Origin of the sequence: Curtobacterium sp. MCBA15_009 (assembly GCF_001864895.1) — a bacterium.
Classification (GTDB): Bacteria; Actinomycetota; Actinomycetes; order Actinomycetales; family Microbacteriaceae; genus Curtobacterium.
The window spans coordinates 155,765-172,911 of record NZ_MJGO01000038.1; the positions used below are offsets into that span (position 1 = coordinate 155,765).

The 17,147-nt window shown below is 72.9% G+C and carries 12 protein-coding genes; 3 read left to right on the forward strand and 9 right to left on the reverse strand.

All coding sequences use genetic code 11. The features are described from left to right. Window positions 1-70 precede the first annotated feature (70 nt). Together BIU97_RS12520 and BIU97_RS12525 are read right to left on the reverse strand one after the other, a co-directional pair. Window positions 71-1,861 carry a sulfite reductase subunit alpha gene (locus BIU97_RS12520; RefSeq protein ID WP_083420925.1) on the reverse strand — a complete coding sequence of 597 codons (1,791 nt, stop codon included), beginning with the start codon at window positions 1,859-1,861 and terminating at the stop codon, window positions 71-73. Further along, window positions 1,858-7,425 carry a glutamate synthase-related protein gene (locus BIU97_RS12525; RefSeq protein WP_071297836.1) on the reverse strand — a complete coding sequence of 1,856 codons (5,568 nt, stop codon included), beginning with the start codon at window positions 7,423-7,425 and terminating at the stop codon, window positions 1,858-1,860. Before BIU97_RS12525 ends, BIU97_RS12520 begins: the two co-directional genes overlap by 4 nt. Window positions 7,426-7,885: 460 nt before the next feature. Here BIU97_RS12525 and BIU97_RS12530 point away from each other — a divergent pair, with 460 nt between their 5' ends. Further along, a complete protein-coding gene (locus BIU97_RS12530) occupies window positions 7,886-8,704 on the forward strand; it encodes a helix-turn-helix transcriptional regulator (protein ID WP_071297837.1) in 819 nt (272 codons plus the stop codon). 38 nt (window positions 8,705-8,742) lie between these two features. Here BIU97_RS12530 and BIU97_RS12535 read toward each other — a convergent pair whose 3' ends face one another. The 6 genes from BIU97_RS12535 to BIU97_RS12560 form a co-directional block, all read right to left on the reverse strand. After that, on the reverse strand, window positions 8,743-9,240 hold the full coding sequence (locus BIU97_RS12535; RefSeq protein WP_071297838.1) for a hypothetical protein: 498 nt from the start codon (window positions 9,238-9,240) through the stop codon (window positions 8,743-8,745). Between the two features lie 389 nt (window positions 9,241-9,629). Next, window positions 9,630-9,899 (reverse strand): hypothetical protein, encoded by a 270-nt coding sequence (locus BIU97_RS12540; RefSeq protein ID WP_139196026.1) that lies wholly within the window; start codon window positions 9,897-9,899, stop codon window positions 9,630-9,632. 77 nt (window positions 9,900-9,976) lie between these two features. Further along, complete coding sequence (locus BIU97_RS12545; RefSeq protein WP_071260455.1) at window positions 9,977-10,789, reverse strand: fructosamine kinase family protein; 813 nt, start codon at window positions 10,787-10,789, stop codon at window positions 9,977-9,979. A 45-nt stretch (window positions 10,790-10,834) separates the two neighbouring features. Beyond that, window positions 10,835-11,530, reverse strand: a complete 696-nt coding sequence (locus BIU97_RS12550; RefSeq protein WP_083420926.1) for a response regulator transcription factor — start codon at window positions 11,528-11,530, stop codon at window positions 10,835-10,837. Beyond that, window positions 11,518-12,729, reverse strand: a complete 1,212-nt coding sequence (locus BIU97_RS12555; RefSeq protein ID WP_071297840.1) for a sensor histidine kinase — start codon at window positions 12,727-12,729, stop codon at window positions 11,518-11,520. The genes BIU97_RS12550 and BIU97_RS12555 overlap by 13 nt, the downstream gene beginning before the upstream one ends. Window positions 12,730-12,784: 55 nt before the next feature. Further along, the gene (locus BIU97_RS12560) at window positions 12,785-13,633 is read right to left on the reverse strand and encodes a LysR family transcriptional regulator (protein WP_071297841.1); all 849 of its coding nucleotides are present in this window, start codon (window positions 13,631-13,633) and stop codon (window positions 12,785-12,787) included. A 70-nt stretch (window positions 13,634-13,703) separates the two neighbouring features. Here BIU97_RS12560 and BIU97_RS12565 point away from each other — a divergent pair, with 70 nt between their 5' ends. After that, the gene (locus BIU97_RS12565; protein WP_083420927.1) at window positions 13,704-14,609 is read left to right on the forward strand and encodes a DMT family transporter; all 906 of its coding nucleotides are present in this window, start codon (window positions 13,704-13,706) and stop codon (window positions 14,607-14,609) included. 43 nt (window positions 14,610-14,652) lie between these two features. Here the strand turns inward: BIU97_RS12565 and BIU97_RS12570 are convergent, their stop codons facing one another. Beyond that, a complete protein-coding gene (locus BIU97_RS12570; RefSeq protein ID WP_071260462.1) occupies window positions 14,653-15,300 on the reverse strand; it encodes a TetR/AcrR family transcriptional regulator in 648 nt (215 codons plus the stop codon). 141 nt (window positions 15,301-15,441) lie between these two features. Here BIU97_RS12570 and BIU97_RS12575 point away from each other — a divergent pair, with 141 nt between their 5' ends. Then, window positions 15,442-17,118: an ABC transporter substrate-binding protein gene (locus BIU97_RS12575; RefSeq protein ID WP_071297842.1), complete on the forward strand. Its 1,677-nt coding sequence runs from the start codon at window positions 15,442-15,444 to the stop codon at window positions 17,116-17,118. Window positions 17,119-17,147: the final 29 nt, after the last annotated feature.

Below are 17,147 nucleotides of genomic sequence, written 5' to 3' on the forward strand. Positions count from 1 at the left end.
GGACCACCTCGGCCGTCGGATTCGGGTTCCGCGGCCGGGGTGGCTCCCGCACGACCTCCGGGGCGGCTGCTCAGTAGACGTCGCGGACGTACCGCTTCGCCCGGCGCAGGTCGGCCAGGTAGGCCTGGGCGTCGTCGTCGTCCCGACCCCGGCCGCGCCGGATGACGTCGAGCAGCGCCGCCTCGACATCCTTCGCCATGCGCGAGGCGTCGCCGCACACGTACACGGAGGCGCCCTCCTCGAGCCAGGCGAACAGCTCGTCGGCCTGCTCGCGCATCCGGGTCTGCACGTAGACCTTCTCGGCCTGGTCGCGCGAGAACGCCAGGTCGAGCCGGGTGAGCACGCCCTGCTCGCGCAGGTCGGTGAGCTCGTCCTCGTAGACGAAGTCGGTCTCGCGGTGCTGGTCGCCGAAGAACAACCAGTTGCGTCCCGTGGCCCCGGCTGCGGCCCGCTCGTGCAGGAAGCCGCGGAACGGCGCGATGCCGGTGCCCGGGCCGATCATGACCATCGGCGCGGACGGGTCCGCCGGCACGCCGAACGACGCGTTCGGCTGCAGGTAGACGTCGACGGTGCCGCCCGGCGCGACCCGGTCGGCGAGGAACGTCGACGCGACACCGGCGTGCATCCGGTGCGGGTCGCCGTACCGGACGGAGGCCACGGTCAGGTGGACCCGACCCGGGTGCGCCAGCGGGCTCGACGAGATCGAGTACTGGCGCGCCTGCAGCGGCCGCAGGTTCGGCAGCAGTTCGTCGAGGCCGGGTGCCGCCGACCCCGCGTCGCGGAGCAGGTCGAGCACGTCGCGTCCCCAGAGCCACCGGTCGAGCTCGTGCTTGTCGCCGTGTGCCACGACGGCCGCGAGCTCGCTCGACGGTGCGCGCTGCACCAGGTCGGCGATCAGGTCCTTCGACGGCGTCCGGACCTCGCGATCGGTCCGCAGGACCTCGGCGACCGGGAGCCCGTCGACCGTCTCGCCGCCGTTCGCACCGACCTGCTCGAGCAGTTCGGCGACGAACACCTCGTCGTTCACCGGGACGACCGCGAGCGCGTCGCCGGCGGCGTACTCGATGCCCGAGTCGCCGAGGTCGAACTCGTGGTGGCGGATCTCCTTCGCGCTGTGCGGCGCCGACAGCAGCCGGTTCTCCACCAGCGTCGCCGGGAACGGGTTGCGCTTGGTCCACTGCGCCCCCGGCCGGGAGGCCCGCCCCGCCCCCGCCCCGCCGGTCGCGGTCGCGCCGTCGCCGGCTCCACCGCCCGTGGTCGCTCCGGGGGTGCCCGTCACGCCGGCCTCGGCCGCCAGCCGGTCGAGCACCGCCGCGGACCACAGCGCGGCCGGGTCCTCGAAGTCGACGTCGCAGTCCACCCGGTCGTGGATGCGGGACGCGCCGAGCTGCTCGAGGCGGGTGTCGAGGAGCTTGCCGGCCTGGCAGAACTCGTCGTAGCTCGTGTCGCCGAGCCCGAGGACCGCGTACTGCAGCCCCTCGAGCCGCGGCACGGTGCTCGCCTGGAACGCGTCCCAGAACAGGCCGGCGTTGTCGGGCATCTCGCCCTCGCCGTAGGTCGAGGTGACGACGAGCACGTGCGACATCCCGGCGAGCTGCTCGGGGGTGACGGCGTCGAGGGCGCTGGCCCGACCGCCGAGTCCGCGGGCCCTCGCGCCGGCGACGAGCTCGTCGGCCAGGAACTCGGCGTTGCCGGTCTGGGTGCCGAAGAGCACGTCGATCGTCGTCGTGGGCGCGTCGGGTGCGACCTTCTTGCCGGCGGCGGCGATGCCCGCGATGAACCCGGCGAGCCAGGACTCCTGGGTGGCCGAGAACGGTGCGTCGACCGGGATGAGCGATCCGGTCGGGGGCAGGGTGCTCACGCGGTGACCGCCTCGGTCGGCGCCTGCGGTGCGCGGCGGGCGATGTCCTCGAGCGCCGCGGTCGCGAGCAGCTCGTCGAAGCGCGCGGCACGCAGCCGGCCGGCGTTCTTCGCGTTCTGGTGCATGATCCACCCCGTCGTGCCGGGCGCGTCCATGCTGCGGTTGTTCCGCTGCGTGAGGGCGCGCTTGGAGTCGTCGAGCCGCTTGACCGCGATGAGCGTCGCGAGCTCGTCGTCGGCGAACCGGTCGAACGTGCCGCGCAGGTACTTCACGACGCGCTGCTTGACGGCGAAGTCCTCGGTCAGCACCAGGTTCCGCACCGCCTCGGTCACCCGCGGGTCACCGGCGCCGGCACCGGGCACCCGTTCCTGCGCCACGTCCTGGGCGACGCCGAGCACGGTGTACGACGCCAGGAGCGAGAACATGTCCTCGCCCTGGTCGCCGAGGGCGGGCGCGCGGCCGTCGAGCACGGTGCGCTGGTCGCGGTAGTCGACCTTGAAGGCGCGGAGCTTGTCCGTCGCGACGGAGGCCGCGAGTTCGTCGAGCAGCTCCGGTCGGGTCGCGGCGGCGAGGATCGCGTCCGCGTCCTGGCTGAGCAGGAGTGCCCGCGGCATGCCGACGTACACGTGCCCGCGGGTGGTCGCCCACGCGAGGAGCAGCCGCTCGGCGAGGGCCGAGCCGGTCGCCTCGAGGTGCCACTCGAGCAGCAGGCGGGCGGCGTCCTCGTGGAACGCGCCGCGCTCCGTGTCGGTGACGGGGAACACCAGGAGCGAGTCCGTGCTGGCGCGCTCGGCGACCTGGCCGGTCGGGTCGTACTGGTACAGGAACCCGCCGGACATGCCGTTGCCGAGGCCCTTGCCGAAAGCGCCGAGGTTGAACACGGCACCGCCGGTCATGTACTCGCAGCCGAAGTCGCCGACGCCCTCGACCACCGCGGTGGCCCCGGAGTTCCGGACGGCGAACCGGTCGCCGGCCTCGCCCTGCACGAAGGTGCGGCCGCCGGTCGCGCCGAACAGCGCGAAGTTGCCGACGAGCACGTTGCCGCCCTGCTCGGCGCTGCCGCCGCCGGGCGCGCGGACGACGATCCGGCCCCCGCTCTGGCTCTTGCCGACGCCGTCGTTGGCGGTGCCGGTGTGCTCGAGCACGATGCCGTCGTTGGTGAAGACGCCGTACGACTGCCCGGCCGAGCCGTGCGTGCGGATCGTGACCGCGCCGTCGACGAGCCGGCGGCGGCCGCGGTCGTCGGTGGCGATCGCCGGACGGGCCGACAGGTCGACGTCGCGCAGCTCGTGGTTGAGCAGGCGCTCGACGTCGATGCCGAGCTGGCCGCCGACCGACTTGTCCGCGTTGCCGAGGACCACGTCGTCGATCAGCACGGCGTGCTCGTGCCCGTCGACCAGCGCCGTCCGGACTCGCTCGATGAGCGCGTCGTCGGTGCGGTAGTCCTTCTCGAGGTACTCCGGGTCGGTGACGACCTTCTCGGGCACCTGGGCGAGCAGGGCACGGGCGTCGAGCCGGCCGACGCTCGCCGGGTGGTCGAGGAGCTGCAGCAGGTCGGTGCGCCCGCGGGCCTCGCGCAGGGAGCGCAGACCGAGACGGGCCAGGATCTGCCGCACGTCGTGGGCGATGTTGAGCAGGTACTGCGCGAGCGCGCGGGGGTCGCCCTCGAACGCCTCGGCGTTCGTGGTGAGGCCCGCCGGGCACTGCACGTTGCAGTTCTTCGCCATCACGCAGCCGAGCATCATGAGCGCGGTGGTGCCGAACTCGAACGAGTCCCCGCCGAGCAGGGCGCTCGTGACGACGTCGCTGCCGGTCTGGTGCGCACCCGAGCAGCGGAGTGTGACCTTCTGGCGCAGGCCGTTCGCGACGAGGGCCTGGTGCACCTCGGCCACGCCGATCTCCGCGGAGCGTCCGGCGTACTTCAGGCTCGTGACGGCCGCGGCGCCGGTGCCGCCGGTGTTGCCGGCGACGTTGATGACGTCGGCGCCGGCCTTCGCGACGCCGACCGCGATGGTGCCGATGCCCTCGGACGACACGAGCTTCACGACCACCCGGACGCGGGCGGCCTTGCAGTCGTGGATGAGCTGCGCGAGGTCCTCGATCGAGTACGTGTCGTGGTGCGGCGGCGGCGAGATGAGCTCGACGCCGGGCGTCCCACCGCGGGCCGCGGCGATGTCCACCGTGACCTTGGGCGCGGGCAGCTGCCCGCCCTCGCCGGGCTTCGCGCCCTGGCCGATCTTGATCTCGAGCTCCTCGAGCATGGGGTCGGCGAGGTAGCCCGCCCAGATGCCGAACCGGCCCGAGGCGAACTGCTTGATGCGCGAGCCGCGGATCGTGCCGTAGCGGGAGTGGTGCTCGCCGCCCTCACCGCTGTTCGACATGCCGCCGACCATGTTCGTGCCGTGCGCGACGGCCTCGTGGGCGGTGGCGACGAGCGCACCGTGGCTCATCGCGCCGGACGCCAGGGTCCGGGTGATCTCGTGGGCCGGCTGGACCTCGTCGAGCTCGACGCTCGCCGGGGCGCTCTGCAGCAACGCGAGCAGCGCGACGGCCGCACCGGTGGCGCGGAGCGTCACCTGGGTGTCGTCGACGGCGTCGACGTCGATCTGCCCCGGGTGGAGCAGCGCGAGGCCGTCCGCGAGGGCCTGGTGGCGCAGTGCGCCCGTGGGTCCCGTCGACGTGAGCTCCAGGCAGAAGCGAGCCGTGCCTCCCGGGAGACCGTCGGGGGACGCCGGACGCGAGCCGGAGAGCCCGCGCACGGTGACGCTGGCGTTGCCGCTCGTCGAGAAGCGACCGAGCTCGCGGGCGAAGTCCTCTGCCGTGTCGATGCCGGTGACGTCCGCGGGCAGCGCGAGGACGTCGCGGAGCGCGGCGGGACGACGGGACCGCTCGTCGTGGGTCGTCTGCAGGAACGTGACGTAGCCCGGCGTGATCCGGTGCTGGTCGATCTCGGCGTCGCTCAGCCGGTCGTACCCGGTGTTCCGGTACGCGGCGTCGGTGATGCCGAACGAGTCGTCGAGCTGGCCGAGCGTGAGCAGGCGCAGCGCGTCCGAGTCGCCGGAGCGCTCGAAGGCCGGGCGCTCCTCGGTCATGCCGCCGAACCCGCGGACGCTCGCGACGCCGAACGAGTGGCCGGCGCCGTCGGAGCGTTCCTTGAACAGCCCGAGCAGCGGGACCTGGCCCTCGGACGCCACCGAGCGGGCACGCTCGTGCCAGTCCGTCGCCGCCTGGGCGATGCGCGCGAAGCCGACGCCGCCGACCGGGGCCTGCATGTGCGGGAAGATCCGCGCGAGCACGTCGTCGCCGGTGTCGAGGTAGTTCGGCTCGAAGAACTCGCCACCGATGTAGCTCTCGGCGGTGCACAGGCCGACCCGGCCCATGGTCTTCGCCAGGGCCTTCTCGGCGGCCTTGCGGAACCGCTTGAGCGCCAGGTCGGTCGCGGTCAGCTCGCCGGCGGGGGCGGGTGCGGCGGGGTACTTCTCCTCCGCACGCAGCCGAGCGCTCAAGCTGTACACAGCGGCGGCACCGAAGCCCAGCGCGGTCGCGACGTGGTGTGACGACGGCAGCTGACCGCTCTCCGCGACGACGGACACCCGCAGGCGCAGACCGGTCTCGATGAGCCGCTGGTTGACGGCGGCCACGGCCAGGATCACGGGGAGGGGTGCACGGGTCGACGACACCGCGCGGTCGCTGACCACGGCGATGCCGCCGGTCGTCGCCGCGAACGCCTCGATCGCGTCGCACAGGGCGTCCAGCGCGCCGCGCACCGCGTCGGCGTTCGCCTGCTCGTCGTCGGGCACCGGCACGTAGAGCATGTCGAAGCGCTCGAGCGGCACGACGTCCTGGTCGCGCAGCCGCACCATGTCGAGGTGGCCGAGGATCGGCGACTCCACGACGAGCTGCCGGCTCGTCGAACCCGTACCGTCCGGTTTCGCGCCCAGTGCGACGCGCATCGACATGCCGTCGGCCTCGCGGATCGAGTCGAGCGGCGGGTTCGTCACCTGGGCGAAGCGCTGCGAGAAGTACTTCGCCATGCCGCCCTCGGTGTCGCTCAGGGCGTTGATCGCGTTGCCGTAGCCCATCGCCGAGATGCGCTCCGACCCGTTCTGCAGCATCGGGTCGAGCATGAACCGGAAGCTCTCCTGGTTGAGCGAGTACGCCACGTACCGGCCCGCGAGCGACAGGTCGCCCTCGTAGCCCAGGGTGTTCCTGGTGCGGTCGTAGGCGGGCGCGGGCAGGTCGTCGAGGTGCACACGCGCGGCGTCGAGCAGCGTGCCGTAGTCACGGCGGGCCGCGAGCATGCGCAGCACCTCGTCCGTGCGCATGCGGGTCCCGGTGCGGTGGTCGACGACGAGCATGCCGCCGGCCTCGATGCGGCCGCGGTGCACGACGTCGTCCGCGGGGAACTCCACCTGGCCGGCCTCGGACGCCACCATCAGGTACTCGGCCGTCTCGGTGGTGCGCAGCGGGCGCAGCCCCAGCCGGTCCAGGCGGGCGCCGACGACGTCGCCGTCGCTGAAGATCACGGCGGCGGGGCCGTCGTTCTTCTCCTCGTACAGCGAGAAGTACTCGAGCATGTCCCGGACGTCCGGGGTCAGCGTGCGGTCGTTCTCCCACGCCGGCGGCATGAGCGACACCACGGCCTCGACGATCTCGAGCCCGTCGTCGAACACACGGCTCTGCAGGGTCTGGTCGAGCCGGCTCGAGTCCGACTGCCCGGGCGGACGCACGATGCTCCGGGTGCGGGCACGCGCGAGCGCCTCGTCCGACAGGCGGTTCTTCCGGTCGGTGTTCAGCTCGCCGTTGTGCGCCATCAGGCGGAACGGCTGCGCCATCGTCGGGTGCGGCTCGGTGTTCGTCGAGAACCGGGTGTGGAAGTACAGCGTCCGGACCGAGTGCCGGGGGTCGCGCAGGTCGGTGAAGTACCCGATCACCTCGCCCGAGTTCAGCCGGCCCTTGAGGATCTGGGTCCGCGCGCTGAGCGACAGCGGGTACAGGGCGGCGTGGTCGGCGTGGTCGGCCGCGGCCTCGCCGTAGGACACCGCCTCGATCGCGAGCAGGGCGCGGTTCGCGGCGGCGTCGACCTCGGTGCGCTCCCACGACTCCGGCGCGCGGAAGACCCACTGCACGATCGGCAGCTGGTACTGCTCGGCCTCGGGCCGGGCGACCGAGTGGTCGACGGGGACGTCACGGACGAGCAGCAGCTCGAACCCCTGCTGCTCGATGGCGTCGGTGACGGTCTGCTGCGCACGGGCGCGCTCGGCGTCCGCCGTCGTGCCTGCGCCGCTCGGCACGAAGCAGTTCGCGACGCCGAAGTGACCCGCGCGGAGCTGCTCGCCGGTGATCGCGCTGAAGAACTCCACCGACAGGTCGATGCTGACACCCGCGCCGTCGCCGACGCCCTCGGCGGACTTGCCGCCGCGGTGCGGGATGGAGCAGAGCGCTTCGTCGCCCTTGCGGATGACGTCGTGGCTCGGCGTCCCGTCGAGACGGGTGATGAAACCGACGCCGCAGTCGCTCGACTCGCGGGCAGGGTCGTAGAGACCGAAGGAGGTGGGGTTCACGGGAGGGTCCAGAGGGGCGTTGCCGGCAGCGGACGGCGCGGGCTGCATCGGTGGAGCGCTCGCCGCGGGCAGACCGGTGGTGGCAGTCGGGCCCTGTGGGGTGGTGGTGCGGTAGGGCGATGCTACGGCTTGGTATACCGCGGCCGCAACAAACCGGCCGGACGGGTGGCGTGCGGGGCGTGGGCGGGGTGCGGGTGGGGTGCGGCGCGGGCGCGGCGCGGGGTGTGGGCACCGGGCGACCGGCGTGGGGCCGACGCCGTCGGCCGGTGCGAGGACGGTTCGCACGATCGAAGTGCGACGGCGCCACGGATCGGGGCGGTTCGGCACCACTGTGGTTGTGCGAGCCGACGATCCGACCAGCCGGCCCGGCCGTCCGCCGCCGCCCGCCGCACCCCGCCGCGGCGAACTCCTGGTGAACGAGCGAACACGACACGTGTTGCACGGATACGTTCGACGCACGATGACGACCGAGCGCGATGACGCACACCGATCGGCCATGCTGCTCCCGGGGGAGCTGCTGGGGCTGTCGCTCGACGAGCGGTGCGCCGAGTTCGAGGCGCTCCTGCTCGCACCACCGCTGCACGGCATCCGGCCGGACGGCCACGACTGGCTCCGGCAGCGGTACGCCGAGATCGTCCCGATCGTGCTGCCGGCGGCGCTGCGGGCCGTCGAGCGCGGTGAGCCCGTCGACCGCGACTGTCTGGCACGGCTGCGCGAGGTCGCCGCCGCACGGGCCGAGGACCCGCGGGTGGACGTCTCGGTGGTGCTCCGCGGGGCACTGCCCGCGATCCGGGTCTTCGCTCTCGTCATGCACACGGCGACGCGCGACCACGCGGCCACGGCGGACCGTGCCGCGCGGACCATGCTCGCGATGAGCCGGGCGTCGCTGGTGGCCCACGAGCTCGGCTCGTGCTGGGCCGAGTCCTGGTCGCACCAGCGTCGACGGGCCGCGGCCGATGCGTCGGCGACGGTGACGACGGGGGAGATCGACCTGGTCGCCGAGGCGCCCGGTCTCGACGACACCGAGGAGCGGATGCTGGCGCTCGCGGCCCACGGTCTGTCGAACGACGCGATCGCGCGCGAGACCTCGTACAGCCGCCAGGCGGTGGCGTGGCACCTCGGACGGCTCATGCGGACGTGGAAGGCGCCGAACCGGACCGCGCTGGTGTCGATCGCCTTCGTGAAGGGGTGGATCCGCGCGCGGTGCTCGGAGCGTCCGGATGCCGTCTGGCCGCCGTCGCTCGGCCCGGGGACGGACGCGCACGACGACGGCCCCTGAGACCGGGGTCCCAGGGGCCGGACGTCGTGCGCGGCGGGTCAGCCGCCGTTGACGCTGATGACGTTGTCGATGCGCTCGATGTTGCCGAACGCACCCCAGTTCAGCCAGCCGCCGTCACCGTTGTTGGTGATCCGGCCGGCTCCCTTGAACCAGTAGATGACGTAGTTGCCGCCCTTGATGTCGATCGACTGGGCGTCGGCGACGTCGCCCTCGACCGTGATGTCCTGGTTCTTGTTGACCACCGCGACGGTGAGGCGGTCCGGGTTGCCGGCGTTCCAGTAGCCGACGTCGAGTGCGGCCTGCACGGCACCGCCCCGGTCGCCCTGGTCGTTGACCGCGTCCTTGATGGCGTTGACGAGCGCCACCGGGTCGAGGTTGACGTTGACGTTCCCGCCGAGGTCGGCGGTGGAGGAGCTCGGCGCCGGTGCCGGCTCCGCGGCCTGGGCGGGAGCGGCGACGAGGGCGCCTGCGATGACCGCGCCGCTGAGGGCGGTGCCGGCGAAGAGCTTGACGGACTTGGACTTGAACGAGTTCATGATCGTGTTCCCATCTCTGCATCGGTGACCCGTGTGGGTCGTCTTGCTCGGACAGGAACCAGCCTGCGTCGGCTCCGGCCGGGATGCACGTGATCCGGCCCGACGTTGGACGATCGTCTGACGACCCGCCCGCGGCGGCGCACACGTGGCATGCTCCGCGCGCCTGGCCGCCCGGCGCAGGCCGCTCGGACCGGCGCCCGGTGCGAGCGCCGCTCGCACAACCGGAACGACCCCGCGCCGGGCGATCCCGCGGTTCGGGGTGACCTCGGTTGTGCGAACCGCGCCGCCGCGGCCGCCGCGCGCCGCACCCGCCGCGCGCCGCACCCGGCGCGCGCCGCACCCGCCGCGCGCCGCACCACGGCCGCAGCGCGCCCGCGCCGCGCCCCCGGTCAGTGCGGCAGCAGCACCTGCACGACGGCGACGATGACGAGCGCAGCGATCGGCACGCCCGCGATCCACAGGCCCGCCCGCACCTGCGTGCGTCTGATCGTCGGCGGGGCGTGCGAGGAGCGGGCGAACTCGGTGGCCGCCACGAGTTCGGGGGCGGCAGCCGGGGGAGCCGGTTCCGGCTGGGGGCGGTCGTCCTCGAAGGCCGGGACCTCGACGACCAGGTCGGCCGGGTCCGGTCGGCCGGGCAGCTCGTCGTACCGGTTCGTCATGCGGGCCTCCTCGTCGTGACCGTCCACCCAGTATCGCGCTCCGACACCGGCCGCGCACGGCCCTCCGCCCGCCGCGGTCAGGCGTACCGCTGTGCCGCGCGCAGCGCCGATCCGGTGTACGACCCGCCGAACAGGAACACGTGCAGCAGCAGCGGCGCGAGCTGGTGCAGTTCGACGCGCTCCTGCCAGCCGTCGGCGAGCCGGGACTCCCGGTCGTAGGCGGCGAGCACCGTCTCGAGCCGGGGCAGCCCGAACAGCCCGAGCAGCGCCAGGTCCGTCTCGGCGTGGCCGCCGTGCGCGATCGGGTCGATGAGCACCGCCCCGGTCGGCTCCGACGAGTCGGTCGGCCAGAGCACGTTGCCCGCCCACAGGTCGCCGTGCAGTCGCGCCGGTCGGTCGCCGACGAGCGCCGGCTGCGGCGACCCGAGGGTGCCGTCCTGCACCCGGTCGGCGACCCGGTCGAACACGGCGGCCTGGTCGTGGTCGAACCCGCCGGCGTCGACGATGCGGCGGACGAAGTCCCGGATGCGGTACTCGGCGAAGAACTCGCCCCACGTGGCCGGCGCGCGCTCGGCGCTGACGAACGGGGTGCGCGAGCGCCCCATGCGCAGCGGCGACCCGGCCGGCCAGCCCGCGGGCGGCGCGCCCCAGTGGTCCGCACCGGCGGCGTGGGTGTGCGCGAGGGAGCGTCCGAACCGCTCCGCCTGCGCGGCGGTGGGGGAGCCGTCGGAGACCAGTTCGAGGTCGAGCACCGTCCGGCTCGGCCGTCCGAGCACCCGCGCCGTCCTGGTGCCGCCGTCCGGCTCGGCAGCCGCGAGCCACTCGAGTCCAGCCGCCTCGGCGGCTGCCTCGTCGGGGGTGGTGAAGGTCTTCACGTGCGTCTCGGCCATCGCCCCATCCTGCCGACGACCGCGGCGTGCCCGTTCAGCGCCCGGTCACCCGGCGGCCCGCCCGCGCCGGGCCGCGTGCACGACCAGCGCGAGCTGCACCCGGTTCTCGACGCCGAACTTCTCGTAGACGTGGCCGATGTGCGTCTTCACCGTGGCGAGCCCGACGAACAGGTCGGCGGCGATCTGCGCGTTCGACGCCCCGTTCGCGACGGCGAGGGCGACCTCGGTCTCGCGCTCGGTGAGCAGCGCGAGCAGCCGCCGCTCCGCCGCCCCGTCGGTGTCGGGGCGCACCGGTCCGGCGTCCGGTGCCGCGGCGAAGGCGATGACCCGGTCGAGCACGGACGGCGACAGGATCGACCGGCCGGCGGCGACGGTGCGCACGGCCTCGACGAGCTCGTGCGGCGGGGTGTCCTTGAGCAGGAACCCGCGGGCACCGCTCCGGAGGGCGCCGAGCACGAGGTCGTCCCCCTCGAACGTCGTCAGGACGAGCACGGCGAGTTCCGGCCGACGCCGCAGTTCGCGAGCGGTCGCGACCAGGCCGTCGCAGCGCGGCATCCGGATGTCCATGAGCACGACGTCGGGTTCGGTCGCCGCGATGACGCCCTCGGCCTCGAGCCCGTCACCGGCCTCGCCGACGACGTCGATGCCGACATCGCCGCTGAGCAGCAGCCGGAGGCCGGCGCGCACGAGCTGGTCGTCGTCGACCAGGACGACCCGGACCGGTGCGGTCACGCCGTCCACGGCAGCACCGCCTCGACGGTCCAGACGCCCTCGGCCCCGGCCCCGGCGCGGAAGGTGCCGCCGACGAGCCGGGCGCGCTCGGCGAGGCCGCGCAGCCCGTGCCCGACGTCGATCGTGCCGGCGTCGGCGGCGTCGTCGGTCGACGCGACCGGGTTCGTCACGACGACCCGCAGGGCCGGGGTGGGGAGCAGGTCGAGCACCACGTCGACCGGCCGCCCGGTCGCGTGGCGGCGGGCGTTCGTCAGGGCCTCCTGCACGATGCGGTACGCGTGGCGACCGACGACGGCCGGCACCGTGTCGAGGTCGCCGAGCGTGGCCCGGACCGTCGTCCCCGCGGCGCGCGCCTGGTCGAGGAGCGCGGGCAGGTCGCCGAGCGTCGGCTGCGGAGGCGCGGTGCCGGTGACCTCGTCGCCCCCGGTGGACGCGGGGTCGCGCAGGACCCCGAGCACGTCGCGCAGGTCGGTGAGCGCGGCGTGCGCCTCGGCGCGCACCACGCCGGCCGCGGCCGCCGTCTCGTCGGGGGAGAGCGCGGGACCGCGGTACTCGAGCGCCCCGGCGTGCAGCGCGACGAGGGACAGCCGGTGTCCGAGCACGTCGTGCATCTCGCGGGCGATGTGCGCGCGTTCCTGCTCGCGGGCGCGGTCCTCGCGGAGCTGCTGGTCGCGTTCGAGCAGGGCCGCGCGTTCGCGGAGCGACACGACGAGGGCGCGGCGCTGGCCGACGCCGATGCCGATGGCCGCCAGCAGGGCGACGACGACGGCGGCGGCCACCACGACCTGCCACAGCGGTGTGGCGTCGTCCGGCACGAGCAGGCCCTCGTACACGATCGTGGCGACGACCATCACCGCGCTCGTCACGGCGATCTCGACGACGCGACGGCGGGTGGCGACCGAGACCACCGCGAGTGCGGCCGCCCCGATCGCCAGCGTCGAGACCGTGCTCAGCGCGACGACCACGATCGTCACCAGCAGGGGCGCACGGTGTCGGAACGGCACGAGCAACAGGGCGAGGACCCCGCACAGCAGGTCGGCGACGAGCAGACCGCCGACACGGGCGTCGCTCCACCCCGCGGTGTCGAGCGTCCACCAGACCAGGGCGAAGGCGGTCACGCCGGCCAGCGCGGCGACGGCCAGCCGCCAGGTCTCCGCCCAGATGCGTCGACCGACGGGGACGGCGGGCAGGGTCGCGGTCGTGGTCATGCTCCGAGCCTAGGAAGCCGGGGCGGTCGGCGGATCCACCGAAGGTCGTACGCGCTCAGACCGCGTCGACGAGCGCCCGGGCCAGCGGGTGCCACTCGCGCGACACCGGCCCGCTCAGCACGAGCGTCCGTTCCAGTCGTCGGGCCATCGGCACCATGACGAGGTCCGGCGGCAGCATCACGCGTCCGAGCGTCGGCACGATCGAGACGCCCTCGCCCCGTTCGATCATGCCGAACATGGTGCTCATCTCCCGCACGCGGTGGGCGTAGCGGAAGGGACGCCCCTCGAGCTCGTGCAGCTTCTGGATCTGGTACTCGCAGCCGCCACCACCGGCGACGAGGCCGTCCTCGTGCAGGTCGTCGAGCGAGAGCGCGGGCAGCTCGGCGAGCGGGTGGTCCCGACGGACGACCGCTGCCATCTCGTCCTGGGCGACGACGACCCCGCCGACGGGGACCGGCGAGGGGTCGACGAGCACGGCGGCGTCGACGGTGCCGGCCTCGAGCCACTCGGGCATCTCGTCGTCGTCCCCCTCGTAGACCTGGACGTCGACGTCCGGCAGGGTCACCGCCCACAGCTCGCGGAGTCGCGGCAGCAGGCCCTGGCAGACGGTGGGGACGGCCGCGAGTCGCACGGTGCCGCGGGCCGAGGCGGGCCGGACCACCGCCTCCAGGGCGTCGACGGAGGCGAGCACGCTGCGGGCGTGGGCCAGCAGACGCTCGCCGAGGGGTGTCGGGGTCGCGACGCCGCCGCGGCGGACCACCGGTCCGCCCACCTCGCGCTCGAACCCGGCGACGGCGTGCGACACCGCGGACTGGCCGACGCCGAGCTCGGCGGCGGCCGCCGTGAACGAGCCGGTGTCGAGCGTCGTGACGAACGCCCGCAGCTGCGGGACGGAGACGGTCATGCGTGCTCCTCATGTCGGTATGAGCGACATGCGTTCGCGACATGCCGCCCGGTTGTCGAGACTGTACCTCGTGAACGCCGCCCTCTACGTCCTCGTCGCCCTCACCTGGGGTTCGAGCTTCCTCTTCGCGAAGATCGGACTCGACGGCCTCGCGCCCCAGCAGGTCGCCACCGTGCGGACCGTGCTCGGCGCCGTCACGCTCGTCGTGGTGCTGCTCGCGACCCGGCGGCGCTGGCCGCGGGAACCGCGGGTGTGGGTGCACCTGGCCGTCGTCGCGGTGTTCCTCAACGCGCTGCCGTCGTCGCTCATGGCGTGGGCCGAGCAGACGGTGCCGTCGGGACTCGCGAGCATCTACAACGCGACGACCCCGATCATGACGCTGGCCGCCCTCGCGGTGCTCGTGCCGTCCGAGCGGCTGCGCGGCCGGCAGGTGCTCGGGATCGTGCTCGGCATCGTCGGGGTGCTCGTGCTCGTCGGCCCGTGGGACGTCCTCACCGACCCCGAGGTCCTGGCGAGCGTGCCGGGACAGGTCGCGCTGCTCGGCATGACGGCGTCCTACGGCGTCGGGCTCGCCTACCTGCGCCGGGTGGCGGTGGCGAGCGCGTACGACCCGGTCACGTTGGCGACGGTCCAGCTGACGCTGGCGTCGGGGATGCTCCTGGTGGTCGCGCCCGTCATCGCGACCGGTCCGGTGCAGCTGGACGGGAGGATCGTGGCCGCGATGGTCGCGCTCGGTTGCGTCGGGACGGGGCTGGCCTACGCCTGGAACACGCGCCTGGTGCAGGCGTGGGGCGCGGGTCGCGCGTCCACCGTGACCTACCTGACGCCGGTGGTCGGGGTGGCGCTCGGCGTGCTCGTGCTCGGTGAGCGGGTGCGGTGGAACGAGCCGGTCGGCGGCCTGGTCGTGCTGCTCGGCATCGCGCTCGCGTCCGGGGTGCTCGGGCGTCGCCGGACGGCGGTGCGGACCGCGGTCTGACGGCGGGGCCCCGTGGCGTGCGGCGCCGACGTCCGGTGCCGGGTCAGTCCTCGTCGAGGTGCGCCGACAGCGGCGGACCCGGGTGCAGCACGCCGTTCACGATCGCCTGGATCGCGAACTCGCTCGCCGCGGCGAGGTCGACGGCCGACGGGTCGAGCAGCCACTGCAGCTGCAGGCCGTCCATGACCGCGAGGACCGCCGCCGAGGCGTGGTCGACGGTGCGCAGGTCGGTCACGCCCTCGGCTGCGCAGAGCGCACGGAACGCGTGGTCGACGTCGGACCGCAGGGTCCGGTACCGCTGCTCGAAGTAGGCGCGCGCCGGGTGGTCGTCGGTCACGGACTCGGACGACAGGACCGTGTAGACCTGCACGATGCCGGGCCGGAGGCTGTTGCGCAGCACGGTCGACACGAAGTGCACGAACAGGCCGGCGCCGCCCGGCATCTGCTTGCCGTCGAGGTCGGCGACGTCGTCGCGGTCGCGGAACTCGATCACCTCGAGCAGCAGGGCCTGCTTCGAGCCGAAGTGGTGCAGGACGCCCGCGCGGGTGATGCCGACCTGGTCCGCGATGTCGGCAAGGGTGCCGTTCGTCGAGCCCTTCGCGCCGAACGTGTCGACCGCCGCCCGGAGGATGTCCTGCCGCTTGCGTTCGGTCTCGGGTCGTGGCGTGGCACTGCTGGCAGTCGTGGTCATCGCACCGGTCTCCCGCCTTCGAGTCGCTCGTCACACTACACCGGATCGTTACTTGCTTTCTGGTCAGTAAGTACGTTACGTTCTGCCGCAGTCGCCTGTTCAGCAGGCCACGGAAACGACGAAGTTCCCGAGGGAGAAGCAATGAGGCTCAAGAAACACCTGATCACGGCGACCGCAGTCGCCGCGCTGGGCGCCATGGTGCTCACCGGATGCTCGAGCGGCGGCCAGGGCGGCTCCGGCGGCTCGGGCTCGTCGACCCTGACGATCGCCAAGCCGGACGGCGCTGCCGTCCTCGCGACGCAGATCAACAACCCGTTCATCAGCACCGGCTCCGGCATGTCCCTCGGGTACGACCGCATGATCTTCGAGCCGCTCGCGATGGTCAACCCGGTGGGCGACAACCAGACCACCCCGTGGCTCGCCTCGAAGGTCACCTGGAACGACGACTACACGAAGCTCACGGTCACCCCCCGCGAGGGCGTGAAGTGGAGCGACGGCGAACCGTTCACGGCGGACGACATCGTCTTCACGTACTCGCTCATCAAGGACAACCCCGCGCTCGACCTCGGCGGCCTGAAGCTGACCAGCATCGAGAAGGACGGCGGCGACGTCGTCATGGACTTCAGCGAGTCGAAGTTCGTGAAGCAGGGTGACGTGCTGCACGTCAGCATCGTCCCCGAGCACCAGTGGAAGGACATCGCGGACCCGACGAAGGACGCGGTCAAGGACGCCGTCGGCACCGGTCCGTACACGATCTCGACCTTCTCGTCGCAGGGCGTCGTGCTCAAGGCCCGCTCGGACTACTGGGGCGGCAAGGTCCCCGTCGCGCAGCTGAAGTACCTCGAGTACAACGACAACACCGGCCTGCTGCGCGGTCTGCAGAACCGTGAGACCGACTGGGCGCAGATCTTCATCACCGACTTCGAGAAGAACTACGTGCAGAAGGACCCGGAGCACAACGTGTTCTGGGGCGCCAACATCCTCAGCCCCGACATGATCGTCGTGAACACCACGAAGGCACCGTTCAACGACGTCGCGCTCCGCAAGGCCGTCAACATGGTCATCGACCGCAAGGCGCACGCCGAGAAGGCCCGCAGCAACGCCGGGCCCGAGCTGAAGAACGTCACCGGCATCCCGCAGCCGACCGGCGACCAGTACATCGCCGACGAGTACAAGGACCAGGAGTTCTCGATCGACGTCGACGGCGCCAAGAAGGTGCTGACCGACGCCGGCTACACGTGGAAGAGCGGCGCCCTGACCGACCCGTCGGGCAAGGCGGTCTCCTTCACGCTGCAGAACCCGCAGGGCTGGAACGACTACGTCACCGGCATCCAGCTCATCGCCACCCAGGTGGAGAAGACGCTCGGCGCCGACGTCAAGGTCGCGACCCCCGACGCCGACACCTGGACCTCGAACGTCGCCACCGGCAACTTCGACGCCGTCCTGCACTGGAGCGGCTCCGGTTCGAACCCGTGGCACATCTACGACGACACGATGAACGGCGCCTACCTGGAGCAGGAGTCCGGCGGCAAGGTCGCCGACAACTTCGGCCGTTACGACAACCCGGAGGCGACCAATCTGCTCAAGGAGTACGCCGCGGCCTCGGACGACGCGACGCGCAAGGAGGCGCTCGACGAGGTTCAGAAGATCTTCGTCGAGGACGTCCCGGCGATCCCGATCGGCACGCACCCGCAGCTCGGTGAGTACAACACCCGGAACTTCACCGGGTGGCCGAGCGAGGAGGACCAGTACGCCACGGCCGACCCGACGCAGCCGTGGGCCGTCCAGGTCCTCATGCAGCTGAAGCCGGCGAAGTAGCACCTCCACTCCAGTCCGGGGCGGGGCAC